The 18,154-nt window shown below is 71.2% G+C and carries 12 protein-coding genes and 2 pseudogenes; 8 read left to right on the top strand and 6 right to left on the bottom strand.

Annotation, left to right across the window (positions count from 1 at the left end):
• Window positions 1-170: pseudogene (locus ABZ281_RS09535) on the bottom strand (PucR family transcriptional regulator); the annotation flags it as partial.
• Between the two features lie 245 nt (window positions 171-415).
• On the opposite strand from ABZ281_RS09535, the gene ABZ281_RS09530 reads away from it, so the two are divergent.
• The 3 genes from ABZ281_RS09530 (at window position 416) to ABZ281_RS09520 (ending at window position 7,912) form a co-directional block, all read left to right on the top strand.
• Window positions 416-832: a hypothetical protein gene (locus ABZ281_RS09530; protein WP_356653760.1), complete on the top strand. Its 417-nt coding sequence runs from the start codon at window positions 416-418 to the stop codon at window positions 830-832.
• Window positions 833-903: 71 nt separating this feature from the next.
• Window positions 904-2,940, top strand: a complete 2,037-nt coding sequence (locus tag ABZ281_RS09525; protein ID WP_356653758.1) for an SPFH domain-containing protein — start codon at window positions 904-906, stop codon at window positions 2,938-2,940.
• A 79-nt stretch (window positions 2,941-3,019) separates the two neighbouring features.
• On the top strand, window positions 3,020-7,912 hold the full coding sequence (locus ABZ281_RS09520; RefSeq protein WP_356653756.1) for a DNA repair ATPase: 4,893 nt from the start codon (window positions 3,020-3,022) through the stop codon (window positions 7,910-7,912).
• 456 nt (window positions 7,913-8,368) lie between these two features.
• Here ABZ281_RS09520 and ABZ281_RS09515 read toward each other — a convergent pair whose 3' ends face one another.
• The 3 genes from ABZ281_RS09515 to ABZ281_RS09505 form a co-directional block, all read right to left on the bottom strand.
• Window positions 8,369-9,592 carry a cation:proton antiporter gene (locus ABZ281_RS09515; RefSeq protein WP_356653754.1) on the bottom strand — a complete coding sequence of 408 codons (1,224 nt, stop codon included), beginning with the start codon at window positions 9,590-9,592 and terminating at the stop codon, window positions 8,369-8,371.
• Between the two features lie 164 nt (window positions 9,593-9,756).
• The gene (locus ABZ281_RS09510) at window positions 9,757-10,281 is read right to left on the bottom strand and encodes a hypothetical protein (RefSeq protein ID WP_356653752.1); all 525 of its coding nucleotides are present in this window, start codon (window positions 10,279-10,281) and stop codon (window positions 9,757-9,759) included.
• A gap of 176 nt (window positions 10,282-10,457) precedes the next feature.
• The gene (locus ABZ281_RS09505; protein WP_356653750.1) at window positions 10,458-10,979 is read right to left on the bottom strand and encodes a nitroreductase family deazaflavin-dependent oxidoreductase; all 522 of its coding nucleotides are present in this window, start codon (window positions 10,977-10,979) and stop codon (window positions 10,458-10,460) included.
• A 171-nt stretch (window positions 10,980-11,150) separates the two neighbouring features.
• Here ABZ281_RS09505 and ABZ281_RS09500 point away from each other — a divergent pair, with 171 nt between their 5' ends.
• The 3 genes from ABZ281_RS09500 (at window position 11,151) to ABZ281_RS09490 (ending at window position 13,703) form a co-directional block, all read left to right on the top strand.
• Window positions 11,151-12,239 (top strand): PP2C family protein-serine/threonine phosphatase, encoded by a 1,089-nt coding sequence (locus ABZ281_RS09500; RefSeq protein ID WP_356653748.1) that lies wholly within the window; start codon window positions 11,151-11,153, stop codon window positions 12,237-12,239.
• A 34-nt stretch (window positions 12,240-12,273) separates the two neighbouring features.
• The gene (locus ABZ281_RS09495; RefSeq protein WP_356653746.1) at window positions 12,274-12,810 is read left to right on the top strand and encodes a MarR family transcriptional regulator; all 537 of its coding nucleotides are present in this window, start codon (window positions 12,274-12,276) and stop codon (window positions 12,808-12,810) included.
• A gap of 188 nt (window positions 12,811-12,998) precedes the next feature.
• Window positions 12,999-13,703, top strand: a complete 705-nt coding sequence (locus tag ABZ281_RS09490) for a hypothetical protein (protein ID WP_356653744.1) — start codon at window positions 12,999-13,001, stop codon at window positions 13,701-13,703.
• 129 nt (window positions 13,704-13,832) lie between these two features.
• On the opposite strand, the gene ABZ281_RS09485 is transcribed toward ABZ281_RS09490, so the two are convergent.
• Window positions 13,833-15,512 (bottom strand): chloride channel protein, encoded by a 1,680-nt coding sequence (locus tag ABZ281_RS09485; RefSeq protein ID WP_356653762.1) that lies wholly within the window; start codon window positions 15,510-15,512, stop codon window positions 13,833-13,835.
• Between the two features lie 796 nt (window positions 15,513-16,308).
• Here ABZ281_RS09485 and ABZ281_RS09480 point away from each other — a divergent pair.
• Window positions 16,309-16,569, top strand: coding sequence for a WhiB family transcriptional regulator (locus tag ABZ281_RS09480; RefSeq protein WP_356653742.1), 261 nt, complete (start codon window positions 16,309-16,311; stop codon window positions 16,567-16,569).
• Between the two features lie 133 nt (window positions 16,570-16,702).
• On the opposite strand, the gene ABZ281_RS09475 is transcribed toward ABZ281_RS09480, so the two are convergent.
• Window positions 16,703-17,530 carry a mannose-binding protein gene (locus ABZ281_RS09475; RefSeq protein WP_356653740.1) on the bottom strand — a complete coding sequence of 276 codons (828 nt, stop codon included), beginning with the start codon at window positions 17,528-17,530 and terminating at the stop codon, window positions 16,703-16,705.
• Between ABZ281_RS09475 and ABZ281_RS09470 the strand changes: the two are divergent.
• Window positions 17,519-18,154, top strand: a pseudogene (locus ABZ281_RS09470) (ATP-dependent helicase); the annotation flags it as partial. The gene ABZ281_RS09475 and the pseudogene ABZ281_RS09470 sit on opposite strands and share 12 nt — an antisense overlap.

The raw sequence follows: 18,154 nt of genomic DNA, 5'->3' as shown, positions 1-18,154 counted from the left end.
TGGGCGCTGACCAGGGCCCGCAGTCCGTGGCCGGCGTCAGCCGCCTGTTCACCGAGCGCCCGACGGGAGGTGAGTTCCTCCCGGGTGAGACGCCGTCCGGTGGCCGCGACCTCGGACAGTATCCGGGCATAACCCGCCAGATACTCCTCCGGAATCTGCAACTCCGCCATGTCGCCCCCGAGTTCTTGATGCGCCGCTGACGGTTCCTCAACGGCTGACCGGCATGGAGACCCTAGACAACATTGCCGGGATCCGGCAATGCGCGGGTGTGTGCCAGGGGTGCAGCATGGGTTGCGGGGAGCACTACGGGGGATTCCGGTGCCGGACATCGGCAGGTGTCCGGCACCGGGACCCTGAGCGAACGGTGCGCCGCCGGACACGGTTGACGGGTAGTGCGGACGGAAGGGGGGGCGGCATGCGGACGTTGCTGTCGGTCGTCACCGGGCCGCCCACGATCCTCCTGACCACCGCCCTCGTCGTGGTGCTCTGCTTCTGGTGCCTCGTCGCCGCGGGCCTCACCTCGGTGGGCAGTTTCGACGCGGACGCGAACCTCCGTGCCTGGGGCATGGGCGGCGTACCCGTGGCGGTAGCCGTCTCCACGCTGACGGCCGTGGCCTGGTTCCTGAGTGTCGGGAGCGTCCTCGTGCTGGTCGTGTGCGCGCCGCCGTGTGCCGCCACCGGGCTGCTGCGCATGGTCCTGCCCGTCGCGGCCCTGCCCGTCGCGTGGCGACTGACCTGCCTGTTCGTGCGCCCCCTGCATCGGCTCTTCCCCGACGAAGGCGGCCCGCCCGATCGTGGCCGCGCACGGGGCCGCGTGAACCACGCCGCCTGAGCAGTGCCCCGCCGGCCCTCGCCGCTTCCCCCCTCACGCTTCGATTCCTTCACGCCTCAAGGACGTTTGCCATGACTGTCATCCTCCTGGGCGTCGGCGTGCTCATCGCCGTCACCCTGCTCGCCGTACTACTCGTCTCGCGGCTGTTCCGCAAGGTGGAGCAGGGCAAGGCGCTGATCGTCTCCAAACTGCGAAAGGTCGACGTGACCTTCACCGGGCAGGTCGTGCTGCCCGTACTGCACAAGGCCGAGGTGATGGACATCTCGGTGAAGGCCATCGAGATCACCCGGACCGGCAAGGACGGCCTGATCTGCCAGGACAACATCCGGGCCGACATCCGGATCACGTTCTTCGTCAAGGTCAACAAGACCGTCGAGGACGTCATCAAGGTCGCGCAGGCCGTCGGCACAGCCCGGGCGAGCGACCGGGACACGCTGCAGGAACTGTTCCACGCGAAATTCTCCGAGGCGCTGAAGACCGTCGGCAAGCAACTGGACTTCACCGACCTGTACACCAAGCGCGAGGAGCTGCGGTACCGGATCATCGAGGTCATCGGCGTCGACCTCAACGGCTACCACCTGGAGGACGCCGCGATCGACTACCTGGAGCAGACACCGGTCGCCCAGCTCGACCCGGCCAACGTCCTCGACGCCCAGGGCATCCGCAAGATCACCGAGCTGACGGCCGTGGAGCACGTGCGCACCAACGAGGCGCAGCGCACGGAGGAGAAGGAGATCACGCGGCAGAACGTCGACGCCCGCGAGGCCATCCTGGAGCTGGAGCGCCGGCAGGTCGACGCCGAGACCAAGCAGAAGCGGGAGATCGCGACCGTACGGGCCCGGGAAGAGGCCGAGACGGCGCGGGTGGTGGAGGAGGAGAGGCTGCGGGCACAAGGCGCCTTCCTGGCCACCGAGGAGAAGCTCGGCGTGCAGCGCGAGAACCAGGCCCGCGAGGTCGCCGTCGCCGCGAAGAACCGCGAGCGGGTCATCGCCATCGAGAACGAGCGCATCGAGAAGGACCGGCTCCTCGAAGTGATCGGCCGGGAACGGGAGACGCAGCTGACCAGGATCGCCGCCGAGAAGGAGGTCGAGGCGGAGAAGCGGGACATCGCCGAGGTCATTCGCGAACGCGTCGCCGTGGACCGGACGGTCGCCGAGCAGGAGGAGTCCATCAAGAAGCTGCGGGCCGTGGAGGAGGCGGAACGGCAGCGGCAGGCCGTGATCATCGCCGCCGAAGCCGAGGCGCAGGAGAAGCTGGTCAAGGACATCAAGGCCGCCGAAGCCGCCGAGCAGGCCGCCACGCACCGCGCTGCCGAGGAACTGACCCTAGCCGAGGCCCGGTTGAAGACGGCCGACCTCGACGCGCAGGCCAAGCTCCGCCTCGCCGAAGGCATCCAGGCCGAGGCCGCCGCCGAAGGGCTCGCCGCCGTCCAGGTCCGCGACAAGGAAGCCGACGTCACCGAGAAGACCGGCCGCGCGGAGGCAGCCGCCACCGAGGCCCGGCTGAGGGCCGAAGCGGAAGGCGCGCAGGCCCAGGCACTCGCCGACGCGGCAGCCATCGGCGAGAAGCTCAAGGCCGAGGCGGAGGGCCTGACCAAGAAGGCCGCCGCCATGGCAGCCCTCGACGACGCCTCACGGGGGCACGAGGAGTACCGGCTGCGCGTCCAGGCGGACAAGGAGATCCGCCTCGCCGGGCTCGACGTGCAGCGGCAGGTCGCCGAGGCGCAGGCCACGGTGCTCGCCACCGGGCTGGAGAACGCCGACATCAACATCGTCGGCGGCGAGTCGGTCTTCTTCGACCGGCTGATGTCCTCGATCGCGCTCGGCAAGAGCGTCGACGGGTTCGTCCAGCACTCCGAGACCGCGCAGGCCCTTGCCGCGCCCTGGCTGGAAGGCACCTCCAGCTTCACCGACGACCTGAGCCGCATGCTCGGCTCGCTCTCCACGTCGGACGTGCAGAACCTGACCGTCTCGGCCCTGCTGATGAAGCTGATGAAGACCGGCGGGACCGACTCGGGGCAGCTCCAGCAGCTGCTCGACAAAGCCGGCGAGTTGGGCCTGGCGGACAAGCCGCTCACCGTCCTGAACGGCAGTGCCGCCCACGCCTGACCCGCCCTCCCGGTCCGGAGCCGCCGCACAGGGGACGGCGGCTCCGGACCGGGTTCCCCGACTTCCTGAGAGGCATGCCATGACGATCGGCCCGGACACCGGCACGTACGACCCCGTGGACACGGGCGCGTACGAGGTGCTGCGCGACCGCCTCACCGCACAGGCCGCCGAACTCGCCCGCCGGGCCGAGGCACTCAACGTCCGTCGTGGTGAGGAGTTCGGCTCGACGCGGCTCGAACTCGTCGGCACCGGCCGACTGCGCACCGAGCACTCCGCGGTGCCCCGGGACGTCGTCGCCGTGGGCGCCGTGCTGCTCTTCGGCTCCAACGCCGCCCCGAGCCGGGAGACCGACACGCGCGTCGGCGATGTCCTGGCCCTGTACGACCGCGATCTGAAGCGACTGCCGGACGACGCCGTCCCCGGCCTGCTCGACGACCCCGCCTTCGTCCGCGAGTTCACCGCCCTGCACCGCTACTACCGCCAGGCCCGCCTGCTCCGGCTCCGGTGCACCGAGGGCAAACTGCTCGCCGTCTTCCAGACCGGCGAGAAGGCGGACGACACGCGGGTGCTGCGCTGGGCCCTGTCCGACGACGGACGAGCAACGTTCCTCGACGCACGGGGCGAGCGCGATCACGTCCTCCCGCCGTCCCACGACGTCGAATGGATCGACAGCACGCGCGAGGACCATGTCCTCGGACGGCACCCGCACGTCTCGATCCGCGGCGAGGTGTTCGTCTCCACGGTCGGCGGCGTCCTCACCGTCAAGGCCGACGACGACACCGAGTCCGAGGGGGGTGTCCACACCGAGCCGGTAGACGAGCCACTGCAGTCCCTCGCGGACGCGGACATCGCGTACGCGCGAGTGGGCGCACTCATCCTGCTGCGCCTCCGCCCCTACAAGGAGGCCACCGACCGCCACCTGGTGTTCAACACCCTCACCAGAACCGTCGTCCGCCTCGACGGCATCGGCCGGGCCTGCCGCCGCCTGCCCGAGGACCAGGGCATCGTCTTCCCCGGCGGCTACTGCCTGGCCGCGGGCACACACAAGACGTACGAACTCGAGACGGCGGAGCTGGAGTTCGAGCGGGAAAACCGCTCCCCGAACGGCGAGGACGTGCTCTACGCCTTCCACGCGCGTGCGGAGGGCCGCAGCCTGCTTCTGTCGTACAACACGATCCGCAAGGAGATGGCCAACCCCCTGCCCTGCCAGGGCTGGGCGCTCTTCGACGACGGCGCGCTCGTGGTCCTGCGGGCCGACACCGACGCATCGCAGCGTGTCCACCCCGTGCAGTGGTGGACCTCTCCGTACGTCTCGGACACCCATGCCGCAGCTCAGCCCGTCGGCACCGGCCCCCTGGCACGCATCGGCAACGCCGACCTCGTGCGCGGCATCTCCGACTGCCTCTCCATCACCGGAGCCGTCGCCGACACGACCCCCACGAACGAGGTGTACGAGGCGCTGCTGGCCGCCTGTGTCCGGGCGGCGGACACCCATCACTGGCTGGCCGACCCCGAACTGGGCGACCTCCACGCCCCGCTGGCGCAGCTGCGTGACACGGCACAGCAGGTCCTGGCCGAGTTCGCGACCGTCCAGGCCCTCACCCGGCAGGCTGCGGACGCGCTCGCCGAAGCCACCGCGCGGGTGGCCGAGGTCGTACGGCGGCTGCGGGGTGAGGCCCCGCGCGGCGCGGCAGACTGGGTGACCGGCCTGACGGAGCTGCGCCGCGCACAGGGCCATCTGCTCACCCTCAAGGACCTGCGGTACGCGGACACCGCGCGCATCGACGAACTTGCCGCCGACACCGATTCCGACCTTGCCGCCTTCGGCCGGCGCGCCGTGGCACACCTCGCCCGCGAGGAGGCCTTCGCCGACCACTACGCCGACGTCGAGCGGCTCGTAGCCGACGCCGAGGCGATCGCCACCGTCGCCGAAGCCTCACCCGTCGCCGCCCGCATGGCCGAACTCACCGATGACTTGAACACGGTGACCGAGGTCGTCGCCGGCCTGGACATCGCCGACGCCACCGTCCGAACGGCGATTCTGGAGCGCATCGCCGAGGTCCTCGGCGGTGTCAACCGGGCCCGCGCCGCCCTCGACGGCCGGCGCCGCGAACTCCTCGGCCGAGAAGGGCGAGCCGAGTTCGCCGCCGAGTTCGCCCTGCTCGGCCAGTCCGTCACCGGCGCGCTCACCGCCGCGGACAGTCCCGAGGCATGCGATGAACAACTCGCCCTCCTGCTCGTACAGGTGGAGAACCTGGAGTCCCGGTTCGCCGAGTTCGACGACTTCCTCGCCACCCTCGCCGACAAGCGCGACGAGGTCCACGAGGCGTTCTCCGCCCGCAAGCAGACCCTCGCCGATGCCCGCGCCCGGCGCGCCGAACGCATGGCCGACTCCGCGAACCGTGTGCTGCGGACCGTGGCCCGCCGGGCCGCCGCCCAGCCGGACGCCGACGCCGTCACCACGTATTTCACCTCCGACCCGATGCCCGCCAAGGTCCGCCGCGTCGCCGACGAACTGCGCGACCTGGGTGACCAGGTCAGGGCGGAGGAGCTGGACGGCCGCCTCAAGGCCGCCCGCCAGGACGCGTTCCGCGCCCTGCGCGACCGCACCGACCTCTACGCCGACGACGGCCGCACGATCCGCCTCGGCGCCCACCGGTTCGCCGTCAACACCCAGCCTCTCGACCTCACCCTCGTCCCGCACGGCGATCGCCTCGCCTTCGCCCTGACCGGCACCGACTACCGCTCCCCGGTCACCGACCCCGACTTCACCGACACCCGCTCGTACTGGGACCGTCCCCTGCCCTCGGAGTCGCCCGAGGTCTACCGGGCCGAGTACCTCGCCACCCGTCTGCTGGACGAACACGGCCCCGAGGCCCTGGCGGAGGCCGACCTGCCCCCCCTCGTGCGGCAGGCCGCCGAGACGGCGTACGACGAGGGTTACGAGCGCGGCGTCCACGACCACGACGCGACAGTGATCCTCACCGCGCTCCTGCGCCTGCACGAGGGCGCCGGTCCACTACGCCACGAACCGGCTGCCCGCGCCGCCGCCCAGTTGTTCTGGGCGCACGGCACGACGGCCGAGGAACAGCGGAGCTGGACCCTGCGCGCGGTGTCCCTCGCCCGGGCCCGGGACACGTTCGGTCTGACGCCCGCGATCGCCGAACTGCAGCGGGAGCTGGCGGACGTCGCGGGTGGAGCAGCCCCGGCCGCCTACCTCTTCGAGGAACTGACCAGTGGCCCGCCCGGCTTCGTCATCAGCTCCGGCACCCGCACTCTGCTCGACAAGTTCAGCCGCACCGTGGGCACCTCGGCCTACGACGACGACCTCACCGCCCTCACCGACCAGGCCGCCCGCGGGCAACTGGTCGAGGCATGGCTGACGGCGTACGCCTCCGCAACCGGCACCGGCCTCACCCCCGGCGACCTGGCCGAGGCGGTGGCCGCCGAACTCTGCCCCGGCCTGACCCGCTACGAGTCCGACGCACCGCTCACGGAAACCGTCACGGGCCTGCTGGGCACCCACCCCCGCATCACCGGCCGTGCCCTCCCGCTCCGGATCGACGAACTCCTCGCCCGCGCCCGGCGTTTCCGAACCCACGACGCGCCCGGCCACCGCGCCTACCAGCATCGCCGTACCGCTCTGGTGGATGCCGAACGCACCCGCCTCCGCCTGGACGACTACCGGCCCCGCGTGATGTCCGCGTTCGTACGCGGCAGGCTCATCGACGAGGTCTACCTCCCGCTGATCGGCGACAGCCTCGCCAGGCAGCTCGGCACCACGGGCGACTCCAAGCGCACCGACTCCGGCGGCCTGCTCCTGCTCATCTCCCCGCCGGGCTATGGCAAGACCACACTCATGGAGTACGTCGCCGACCGACTCGGGATGATCCTCGTGAAGGTCGACGGCCCGGCACTCGGCCACACCGTCACCTCGCTCGACCCGGCAGAGGCCCCGAACGCCACCGCCCGCCAGGAGATCGAGAAGATCAACTTCGCGCTGGCGGCGGGCAACAACACCCTCCTCTACCTCGACGACATCCAGCACACCTCACCCGAACTGCTCCAGAAGTTCATCCCCCTCTGCGACGCCACCCGCCGCATCGAGGGCGTGCGGGACGGCGCTCCACGCACCTACGACCTGCGCGGCAAACGCTTCGCCGTCTGCATGGCCGGCAACCCCTACACCGAGTCCGGCAGCCGCTTCCAGGTGCCCGACATGCTCGCCAACCGCGCCGACGTGTGGAACCTCGGCGACGTCCTGACCGGCAAGGACGACGTCTTCGCACTCAGCTTCATCGAGAACGCCCTCACCGCCAACCCGGTCCTCGCCCCGCTCGCCGGCCGCGACCGCGCCGACCTCGACCTGCTGATCCGCCTCGCGCAAGGGGACCCGGCTGCTCGCGCGGACCGCCTGACCCACCCCTACGCCCCCGCGGAGCTGGAGCAGATCCTGGCCGTGCTGCGTCACCTGCTCACCGCCCGGGAGACGGTCCTGGCCGTGAACGCCGCGTACATCGCCTCGGCGGCACAGTCGGACATGACCCGCACGGAACCGCCCTTCCGGCTCCAGGGCTCCTACCGCACCATGAACAAGATCGCTCAGCGCGTCCAGCCCGTCATGAACGACGTCGAACTCGCCGCGCTGATCGAGGACCAGTACCGGGCCGAGGCCCAGACCCTCACCACCGGAGCCGAGACCAATCTCCTCAAGCTTGCCGAGCTGCGGGGCACTCTGACCGCCGAGCAGTCGGCCCGCTGGACCGAGTTGAAGGCGGCCTACGTCCGAGCCCAGTCCCTCGGCGGCCCCGAGGACGACCAACTCGCCCGGGCCGTCTCCGCCCTCGGTCTCCTGGCCGACCGGATCGCGGCCGTCGAGACGGCGATCAACCGGGCGAGCGACCCGCGACACCCGGTCATGAACCCCATGGCTCGGCACGCTGCACGGCCGGTGCCGGGTGGCGGGGACTGAGATGCGAGGTGCACCTCCGCTCCCCGGCGCGCCGGACGCAGAGCTCGCCCGAGAGCGGGCCCGCACAGCGGCGGCGGCTTGCGCCATGACGGCAGCCCTTCCGCTCGCACTCGGCGCCCTCTCCGGGGGAGGCTTCCTGGTCACGGCGCATGCCATGGGGGCCGCTCTGACCGCGCTGGTATGCCCCCGGGACCTGCGCCGGGAGCGTCCCCCGGCACGTCATTCGCGGACCCGGTCGACCGCACGCACCCTGACCGGCCGACGCAGCGTCGATAAGTCCCGGGTCGCCTCAGTCCGGTTGTGGACGATGTTCTCGCCCGGCGGCTCGACCTTGTCTCGGGGACGGTCCGAGAGGGTGGCTCGTACCACACACGGTGACGATGTTCCTCTCACAGGTGGTCGCCGTGTGCGCCTACCTGATCGGATTCCTCGAAGTCAGCGGACCGGGCTGACGATTCAGCGGGTGTCACGGGCGGTAGCGGGAGCCGGTTCGGCGCCAGGGATGCCGGCGATGTCCTCGACCTTGAAGAGGCGGGCGATCGGCACATCGGTGGAGCTGTGGGCGACGATCGAGAAGGCGATGCACACGGCGATCAGGGTGAACGCCTCCTCGCCCTGCGGGATCCCGGCCTGGAGCACCAGCAGCCCGTACACCACGGAGGCGAAGCCCTTCGGCCCGAACCAGGCGGCGACCAGCTTCTCCTGCCGGGTGAAACGGGTGCCGAGCAGCGACAGCAACAGCGAGGCCGGCCTGATCAGCACGATCGCCAGGACGACGGCGACATAGCCGCCGAAGGACAGGTCGCCGAACAACCGCGGCGTCAGCAGCGCCCCGAACACCAGCAGCGCCGCGAACTTGGCCAGCTCGGCCAGCGCCTCGCCGAGCGGCTCGAAGGCCTCCTTCGCCTCCAGCGAGCGCGCCGTGAGCACCGCTCCCGCCGAGAAGGCCGCGAGGTAGGGGTTGGCGTGCGTGAGGTGGCACAGGGCATACAGGATGACGCCGATGGCCAGGGGCAGCAGCGGCTGAAGTTTGGGCTCGGCGCCCAGCAGCCGGAACCGTACGAGCTCGATCACCACGTAGGGCAGGACCACGCCGAAGACGAGGCCGAGGACCAGCTCCAGCGCGATCTTCCCGAGCGACGCCTCCGCGTGCCCGGAGGTCGGCCCGGCCGCGGCGATCAGGATGAGCACCACCGGCAGAGCGAGCCCGTCGTTGATTCCGCTCTCCACGTTGAGCAACTGCCGCAGTTTCGAAGGGACTTCCTTGCGGCCGACGATGGCCGACGCGAACACCGGGTCGGTGGGCGCGAGCACCGCGCCGACCAGGAAGGACGTCGTCCAGTCCAGCCCCACCAGGAAGTGCGTGATCAGCGCCATTCCGACGAACGCCATCGGCATGCCGAGCCCGAGCGCGCGGGCCGGGTTGCGCCAGTTGTGCCGCAGCTTGGGGAAGGAGACGTGCATGCCGTCGGTGAACAGCACCGCGAACAGCGCCAAGTCGGCTGTGACGGACACGATCTCGCTGTCCGGCGTGATGTGGATCAGCCCGAGGAAGCCGTCACTGACCAGGGCTCCGCCGACAAGGAAGAGGAAGGACGTGGACAGCACGGTCCGGGCGGCGAGCCCCGACAACAGCACCGCTATGAGCAGCGCCACCCCGAAGACCACGATGAGCACCATGACCAGAACCCCCGATCGGCGAAGAGACTTGTCCTCAAACCGCCGACCAGACTTCCCGGCACACCACTGGGAACCTTACACGTCCTTGACGCGGCATTGTCATGCTCTTGGCGTGCATCCCGACGCGCCGTAGGTTGCCGGGTTCCGGAAGGGGGGAGGACCCTTCAGCCGATAGGAACGGTCGACGCCGATGCGACCGCGGTCGGCACGGGGCTGGTGGTGGGGATGGCGTCCGGTGCCTCCTCCAATTCCTGGACCGTACCGACGCCCGGCTGGTGGGCCGGGTCGCCCGCCGTGGTGGAGAGCCAGGACCAGGCCCCGAGGGCCAGGCCGATGGCGGCGGCCGTCGCGATCACGCGGCCGGCCCGGCGGAGTCTGGCGGGCCCGTTGAGCTCTCGCCAGGCCGGCTCCGGGCTTTCGGGCTGCCACAAGTCACCCACGGCGTCCGCCCTGTCGTCCGTCGGTGCGTGATCCGGACGCCGACCAGGGGGGTGCTGCCGGCCGGCGTCGAGCCGGCGGCGAGGGGTACGGGCAGATGCCCGTTCCTGCGCGGAGGGCTCCTTGGGGGCGGATTCGCGGATGGCGCGCTCGTTGTCCGCCAGGAACTTCAGCCAGACGTCACCGGTGTCGGACGGCGTGGCATCCGAGCCGTCCGGCGTTCCCTGCCTGTCCGGTTCTGGGGTGGTCACGTCCCCTTTTTCCTCCTGGGAAGGGCCGCATGGCCGGCGACCGCCGCGTCCTGTCAGGGGGCCGGCCGACGGCCGGAAGGTTGTCCTGTGCCGATCGGCCGTCGGCCGGCCCGTGGCATCCGATACTTGCACAGTGCAAAATATGATCGCCAGTGCTCTCGGGTGACGTTTCGGTATCACGAGTGCCTGTGCGCGGCCCGGCCGTATCCGTCGGCGGCTTCGAGTCGTACGAAGGGAATGGCTCGTCCTGCCTCGCGGAACGACGCCTCGCTGCCGTCCACGGGGAGACCCATGAACGCGCACAGCCGGCGGGCGGTGCGAGGATGCCGGCGCGCATAGTCGGCCATGATCTCGGCGCCGTCCTCGAGGGGCAGGAAGTGCGCGGTGACCGCACGGGGGCGGTTTCCGAACCGGATCAGGGTCTTCGGCTGGGCGCGCAGGTTCAGGTACCAGTCGGCCCTCGGGCCGAAGCCGGAGGCGACCGTCCAGCTCGCCTCGGCCGGGTCGTAGGACACGACCTCGAGGACCGTCATGCGGTCACAGTCGGAGATCCGGCCGGTGTGGTGCAGCAGAAGAAGCCGCTTTCCGAAGAGGGGCCCGAGCCCTGCGCGGTAGAGCAGGATCGGCAGGCGCAGGGCCAGGCGTCGCCACCCGCTGGGAAGCCGCGGGTGACGGGGCGCGGTGTCTCTGTCGGCCATGGTCGAGCCTTCCACGTGTCGGGAATGTCGTCTCTCGGACTCGGTTGGGTAAAGGACCCGGGGCGGGAGTCGTCTCGTGGAAGCCACCTTTGCATAGTCTAAAGGTGGGGGAGGGCGCCTGCGGGGAAGGCCGGCGGCTCTCGACAGCCGCGACATCGCAGGAGTTGCCGCATGACCGATCTGAAGCCGCCATCGAGCTGGACGCTGCTGTCCTGCATGCCGGTCGTGGTGATGGCGGCTGTCACGGTGACGGACGTCGTGGCGGGGCCGGGTGTCGGGTTCCTGCCGCTGGTCTCCCTCGGGCCGGCCTTCGCCGGGCTGGTCGGGGGGTGGCGCCGTACGGCCTGGTTCGGGCTCGCGGCCCTCGTGCTGTGCGTCGCGCTCGGGTCGTACGACGGGCTGTTCGACGGGCGCCGCGGCTACACCGCGCTGGCTTCGGTGGCCGGTGTCACCGGCGCGGGTGTCGCGGCCGCGGTGATGCGCTCGCGCCGGGAGGCGGAGCTGGCCAGCGTGCGGTCGATCGCAGAGGTCGCCCAGCGGGTGCTCCTGCGCCCCGTGCCGCTGACCGCGGGCCCGCTGCAGGCCGCGGTGTCCTACACCTCGGCGGTCGCCGAGGCCCGGATCGGCGGGGACCTGTACGAGGTGGTGGCCTCCCCGCACGGCGTACGGGTCATAGTCGGCGATGTCCAGGGCAAGGGCCTGGCCGCGGTGGAGACGGCAGCGGTGGTGCTGGGTGCCTTCCGGGAGGCGGCGTACGACGAGGCCGACCTGTCGGGGGTCGGCGAGCGCTTGGAGCGGAGCGTGGCCCGGGAGCTGGAAGGGGAGAAGTTCGTCACCGCGATCCTCGCCGAGATCGGCATCGCCCATGAGGCGGTTTTCCTCAACTACGGACATCCGGCCCCGATGATCGTGCGCGGGGACGGCGCCGTCGACTTCCCGCAACCGCGGTCCTTCGCCCTGCCGTTGGGCCTCGGGGCGCACGGAAGCGAGGGTCCGGAACCCTATCGGGTGGGCTTCGCCCCGGGTGAGCAGCTTCTGCTGTACACCGACGGTGTCACCGAGGCCCGCGACGAGGACGGCCGCTTCTATCCCGTCGGTGAGCGGGCTTACCTGCTGAAGGCCCCGGACGCACACCGCGCCCTGGAGACCTTGCGCGAGGATCTCGCGCAGCACTCCGTCGGACCGCCTCACGACGATGCCGCGATGCTTCTGCTGCGCTACCACGGTCACGGGGAAGGAAAATCTGCTCCCTCCACGTGAGTGAGCAGGCACGTCCGCACGGTAGAAAGGATGTATGCCGGAGCGTGAGATCCCCGCGGGGACGATGGACGACGTGGACGTGGTGACGCGGTCGGTGCTGACCGCGTCCCGCCTGCTGGTGGGGGTCTCTGCGCGCTCCCTCGCCGCCGTCGAGGAACGGGTGACGCTGCCGCAGTTCAGAATGCTCGTGGTGCTGTCCACGCGCGGTGCCACCAAGCTCGTCACGCTCGCCGACCTGCTTCAGGTCGCCCCGTCCACCGCCATGCGGATGGTCGACCGGTTGATCGCGGCCGGGCTCGCCGACCGGCAGTCCAACCCCGGTAACCGCCGCGAGACCCTGCTCCAGCTCACAGAGGAAGGCCGCCGTACGGTCGCGGACGTCACCGCGCGCCGCCGCGCCGCGATCGCCGAGATCGTGGAGCGGCTCACCCCGACGCAGCGACTGGCGCTCATCGAGGCGCTGGCGGTCTTCAACGAGGCAGGGGGAGAGCCACTCGCTCCTGTCCAGGACGAGGCGGAGCCGCACCCACTGGGGTGGGCGCTGGACGTTCCGGTCGCCGGCGACGCCTGAAGCCCCCGGCCGCTCTTCTCCGCCTGCCGCCCGTTTTGCATAATGCAAGGGAAGCGTGCAGGGAACCGGCCACGCTGCCGGATCCCGGCAATGCGGACCGTGCGAGCCTGTCCGGCGCGGGGCAGTGTGGAGCGTTCCCGCGCGCACCAGGATGGCGGAGACCGAAGCGAGGCGGAAAGGGGTGGCGCATGCGGCGTGGACGGCACTCCGCCACCGCGGCGGAACAGCACCTGATGGTGCGTCTGCGCAGCATGGTGTGGGGACCGGCCGAGTTCGTCGGGCCGCCGCCGTTCCGGATGACCGCGAAGGGGCTCCTGGCCGGGGGTCTGGCGGCGGTCGCCATCGTCGGCAGCACGGTCGCCGGTGCCTGGTACGGGATCCCCGGGCCGGCGGCCGGCGAGGGCGGTCTGGTGTGCGCCGCGCTGCTCGTTCTGTACCTGTGCGGTGTGCGGGCGGGGCGGGCGCTGATCGGCATCGTCGCCGTGCTCGCGGTCTGCCTCGCACTGGAAACGCCCCCAGCCGCAGCGGGGTTCGTGTTGGCGGAGCGGGGCCGGGTGGAGTCCGTGGTGGTGACCTCGGTCGAGGGCGGCCCTGCAGACGTCTCGGGCAGCGGCCGCTACCTCTGCTCGGTGATCGACCCTGACGGCGTTCCCATGAAGGTCCGCATCTGGCGCGGGTGTGAGCAGACCACCCGGCCCGGTGACGCGATCACCGTCGTGTACGACGTGCAGGGACGGGTGCCGCCGCGTGGTGCGGAGGGAGGGGGCTCCCCCCTGGACGCCCTGAGCGGACTCGGCGGCTGGCTGGCCGGACTCGTGTCCGCGTGTGCGGTCGCCGTCGTGCGTTCCTACCGGCTCTCCGTTCCTGATCGAGGGCATCGTCCGTCGCCCTGATGCCGGCCACCGGGCCGCACCCCGGTTCGTCGATCCCACCGGCGTGCCAACAGGCTCACCTGACCCGCACGGGTGGGAACGGAAGCCCTTGGGCCGCCAGTTCGCGGGGCGATTTGTCCAGCCCGCTGCTCACGCGGTCGTATGCACCGCCCGCAACGCGCTCTGGTGGCTGAGCCATCCGATCGGCCTGCCGTGCGTGGGGTCCAGGACCGGAACGCCGGTGCCCGCCGCTGAGAGCAGAGTGTGCACAGCCTGCGCCAGGGGCTGGTCGGCCGGGACGGGGGCGGGCATCTCGGTGAGCGAGCCCACCACGGCCGGGACCGCGTCCGGCTGCTCCGTCAGTGCCTCGGCGATCGCCCGGGCCGTGACGACACCGACGTAGTGGCCATCGGTGTCGACCACGGGCAGCGCTCCGTACCCGGACAGGCTCAGCAGGTCAGCGGCGTCCGCGAGTTCGGTGGACGCGGGCAACGGTGAGGGCAGCGGATCCATGACCGAGGACACCTGCTGGGCGCCGATCCGGGCTCCCGGGGCGGGGCCGTCGAGGTCGATGCCGCGGCGGCGCAGCTTGAGGGTGTAGATCGTGTCACGGGTCAGCAGACGGCTCGTGGCGGTGGCCAGGACGATGGCCAGCATCAGGGGCAGGATGATCGAGTACTCGCCGGTCAGCTCGAAAAGGATCACCACGGCGGTGATCGGCGCCCGTGCGGCGCCGGCGAACACGGCACCCATACCGACCAGCGCGTACGCTCCCACCGAGCCGGCCGTGCCCGGCAGCAGATGGTGGACGCCCGCCCCGTACGCGGACCCGAGCATGGCCCCGATGAACAGGCTGGGCGCGAACACCCCGCCCGAGCCGCCGATCCCGATGGTCAGACTGGTCGCCAGCACCTTGCCCACCAGCAACAGCAGCAGGAAGCCGACCGCGTACCCGCCCGCCGTGGCCTTCTCCAGTACGGGGTAGCCGACCCCGTACATCTGAGGCAGTGCGAGCAGCACCAGCCCGAGGGCGAGTCCGCCCAACGCGGGGCGCAGCCACTCCGGGCCCCGCCAGGCCCAGTCGCAGGCGTCCTCGATCAGATACAGCACCCGGGCGAAGCCGAGGCCGACCACCGCGGCGACGACACCGAGCAGGGCGAAGAGGCCGTACTGCGCGAGATGGGCGACGTGGAATGCCGGCAAGGTCAGGAAGGCGACGTCGCCGAAGGCCGCCCGGCCGATCACGCTCGCGGTGACACTGGCCAGGACGGTCGCGCCGAACACCTCCGTGGAGAAGGTGCCCAGGATCAGCTCCATGGCGAAGAACACCCCGGCCAGGGGAGCGTTGAAGGTCGCGGCGATGCCGCCCGCCGCGCCGCAGGCGACCAGCAGCTTCATCCGGTGCTCGGTCACCTTGGTGATCCGCCCCAGGGTGGAGCCGAGGGCCGAACCGATCTGCACGATCGGCCCTTCGCGGCCCACCGACCCGCCCGAGCCGATGGTGAGGGCGGAGGCCAGCGTCTTGACCACCGCGACCTTCGGGCTGATCCGGCCGCCCCGCTGAGCGACCGCCAGCATCACCTCGGGCACACCGTGACCGCGCGCCTCCCTGGCGAAACGGTTGACCAGCGGCCCGTACAGCAGGCCGCCGAGGACGGGGGCGAGCAGAACGAAGTACGGCCCGAGCCAGGGCACGTACGGGTTGTCCGTGCCGGGCGAGGCCGCGTAGTCGGCTTGCCCGGAGAAGACGTGTGTGAAGGCCGTGATGCACCAGCGGAAGACGACGGACCCCACGCCGGCTCCGGCCCCGACGACCACGGCGAGCACCATCAGGCCCCATGGTGCGGTCCGCAGCCCTACTGCTCCGCGGCCAGAGGCGAGACCGTCCTCCGCTGCCCTGACCTGCTCGCTCCGGCTGACCGTCTGGGTAGCACCCATTCCTTCCCCTTTCTCATGTTTGCATTATGCAAAACGTGTCAAGGGTTCCTCCTCTCGGGGTCGGGCTCAGCGCACGGCCACGCGCGGGTGGAGGCGGACTGATCCGGTCGCGCCGAACCGAAGCCCGAAGGCGGTGTGTGGTGGGCGGTCGCACGACGCATGTGCCGGAGCAGTAGGCGCGGTCCGTCCCCGTGGGAGGTGACGGTCGTACCGGAGGTGAGCGGGATGCCGACATGCCCGTCGACCAGTCGCCCCGCCGCACCGGCAACACCCTCGCCGCCGACCTCGTTGCCAAGCCGAAGGTCCTCGGGGTTCGCGCGGGCCGGCCGGGTGTGTGCCTGTGTGGCGGCCAGGCGCCGGCTTGCCCGCGCCGTTGTGCATGTGCAGTTGGCGAAGTGGAAGGGCGCGCGTCCCGAAGAGCTCGTACAGGACGTCGACCTCGTCCTCGACGCCGTCGGCGGCCCCGGCAGCAGGGGCGCACGAACGCGCCGCCCGAGGGCGCATCCAGGGCAAGACCGCGCTCATGGTCGCCTGGCGTATCACCCTCGATCGCCGTCCTGAATGTCCGGAAAAACTGCCTATGGCCACCCGGCTGTATCCGGCATTAGCATGACGTTCACCTCTGCCGGGGCCGCGGCTCGTGCTGCCGCGGTGACACCGATGTCCGGTCGGCTGCTGGAGGTGCGGTATGACGCGTTCACCCGCGTCCTGGAAGGGTGACATCGGCTGGCACGCGCAGGCGCTGTGCGTGGGGGAGGACCCCGAGCTGTTCTTTCCGCTTGCGGAGACCGCCGCGGGTACGGCCCCGGCCCGCGCGGTGTGCAGGCGCTGCCCGGTGCTGCTCGACTGCCGTGACTGGGCCGTCCGGCACGGCGAGACGGACGGCGTCTGGGGTGCCACGACGGCGAGTCAGCGGCGGGCGATGCGCCGAGCCGTCCTTGACAGGTGACGTCCGGCGGTCGGCGGGGACGCCGCCGAAGCTGCCGGACTGCTCGCCGAGGCGGCGGTCACGGCGGTCACAGCTGGGCTGCGGTGATCGCGGTGACCGGACCTGAACGGTGACGTCGGCCCTCACGGTGACGTCAGGTCGACCAGATCACCCTGCCGTGATTCCGGACGACCACCTTGCCGTCGGCCCGCAGCACCAGCTGGGCGCCCTCGTTGCCGTGGGTCTTGGAAGCCCAGATGGGGCGGTCGTCGCCGTTGTGGATGACGAGGTTGCCGTCGGTCTGGAAGATAGCCCGGTGGTTCTTGCCGAAGGTCATCGACGCCCAGGTGGGCTTGCCGTGCTCGTTGTAGACCACGAGGTTGCCGTCGGTCTGCATGACCATGCGGATGCGGTTGGTGGTCCAGGCCTGGTTCACCTCCAGAACGCTGGTGGCGTAGACGGTCTCCGTGCTCCAGTTCGGCCGCGGCGACGGCTTGGGCTTGGGCTTCGGCTTGGGCTTGGCCGCGGGCTTCTTCTCGGGAGTGCCGGACGGCTCCGGCGCGGGCGCGGCAGGGGGTGGGGCGACGGTCTTCGGGGGCGCGGGCTTCTTCGGCTTGTCCTTGCTCGGGGACGCACTCGGCTTCTCGGCCACGTAGTCCCCGAGCTCGGCCGGGGCCGATTCGGGGTTCAGGACCGTGTCGGAGCCTTCCGCGGCCAGGGCCTTGGCGTTGTCACGGGGCCCTTCGTCCCTGCCGCTTCCGGTCAGCAGCAGCGGGATCGCCACCAGGGCGGCGCCGAGGATCGCGGCACCCGCCAGGACCGGCTTGCGGGGCCGTGAGCTGTCCGCGCCGGTTCCGGCTTTGACGCCGGGAGGCGCGGTGGCGGCCGCCGCCACGGCGATCGGGTCGGGCGACGCGGGGGCCCTGGTGGCGGCTGAAGGAGAGGGAGAGATGGTGGCCGGTTCCTGGAAATGCTCCAGCAAGCACTGGCCGCCGACATCCCCCCAGCTCCCGCGCCCGAGCCTCCCGCCCCCTCCGACGCCCCGGCGCTGCTTCCGCCGATCGGCCTCGCCCGTACACAGGAGCCACCCCCCGCCGTTCCCGCCAGCGCAGCCGAGTTGTTCCGCGCGCACCACGCCATCGAGCAGGCCCTCGCCGACGGCGTGGCGCTCACCCTGCTGCCCGCCCGCCACCCCGCCCACAGCACATGGATGATCTTCCGGCCCGACGGCGCACCGCTCCCCGACCTCGAACAACTGCCGGCGCCCCTTCAGCCGGTCACCCGCGACCTCGTCCTGGCCGGGCCCGGCGGCATCATGCCCCGCCGCGCCACCGTGACCGGCATGGCCGTCCCGCTCCGCCTCGCCCTCCACCTGATCCTCGAACCCCGCGAGGGAGAGCACGCCTCGGTCACCGGATGGCGCCACCCTCTGCGCCTGGCCCTGACGTGCGTGGCGCAGCAGCGCGTCCACCCCGCCCTCACCGACCAGGGCCAGGGCTGCTGGCGCATCGGCCCGATCACCGAAACCCTGCGCACCGCCGTCACCGACGTCGCCGCGCTGATGGCCCCCGAAGGACACTGCCTCCTCGTCGGCACCAACCCCATC

Source organism: Streptomyces sp. NPDC006265 (assembly GCF_040613555.1).
In the GTDB taxonomy this organism is placed as follows: domain Bacteria; phylum Actinomycetota; class Actinomycetes; order Streptomycetales; family Streptomycetaceae; genus Streptomyces.
Note: the sequence above shows the minus strand (reverse complement) of the source record. Positions and strands in the feature narration are given on the sequence as shown.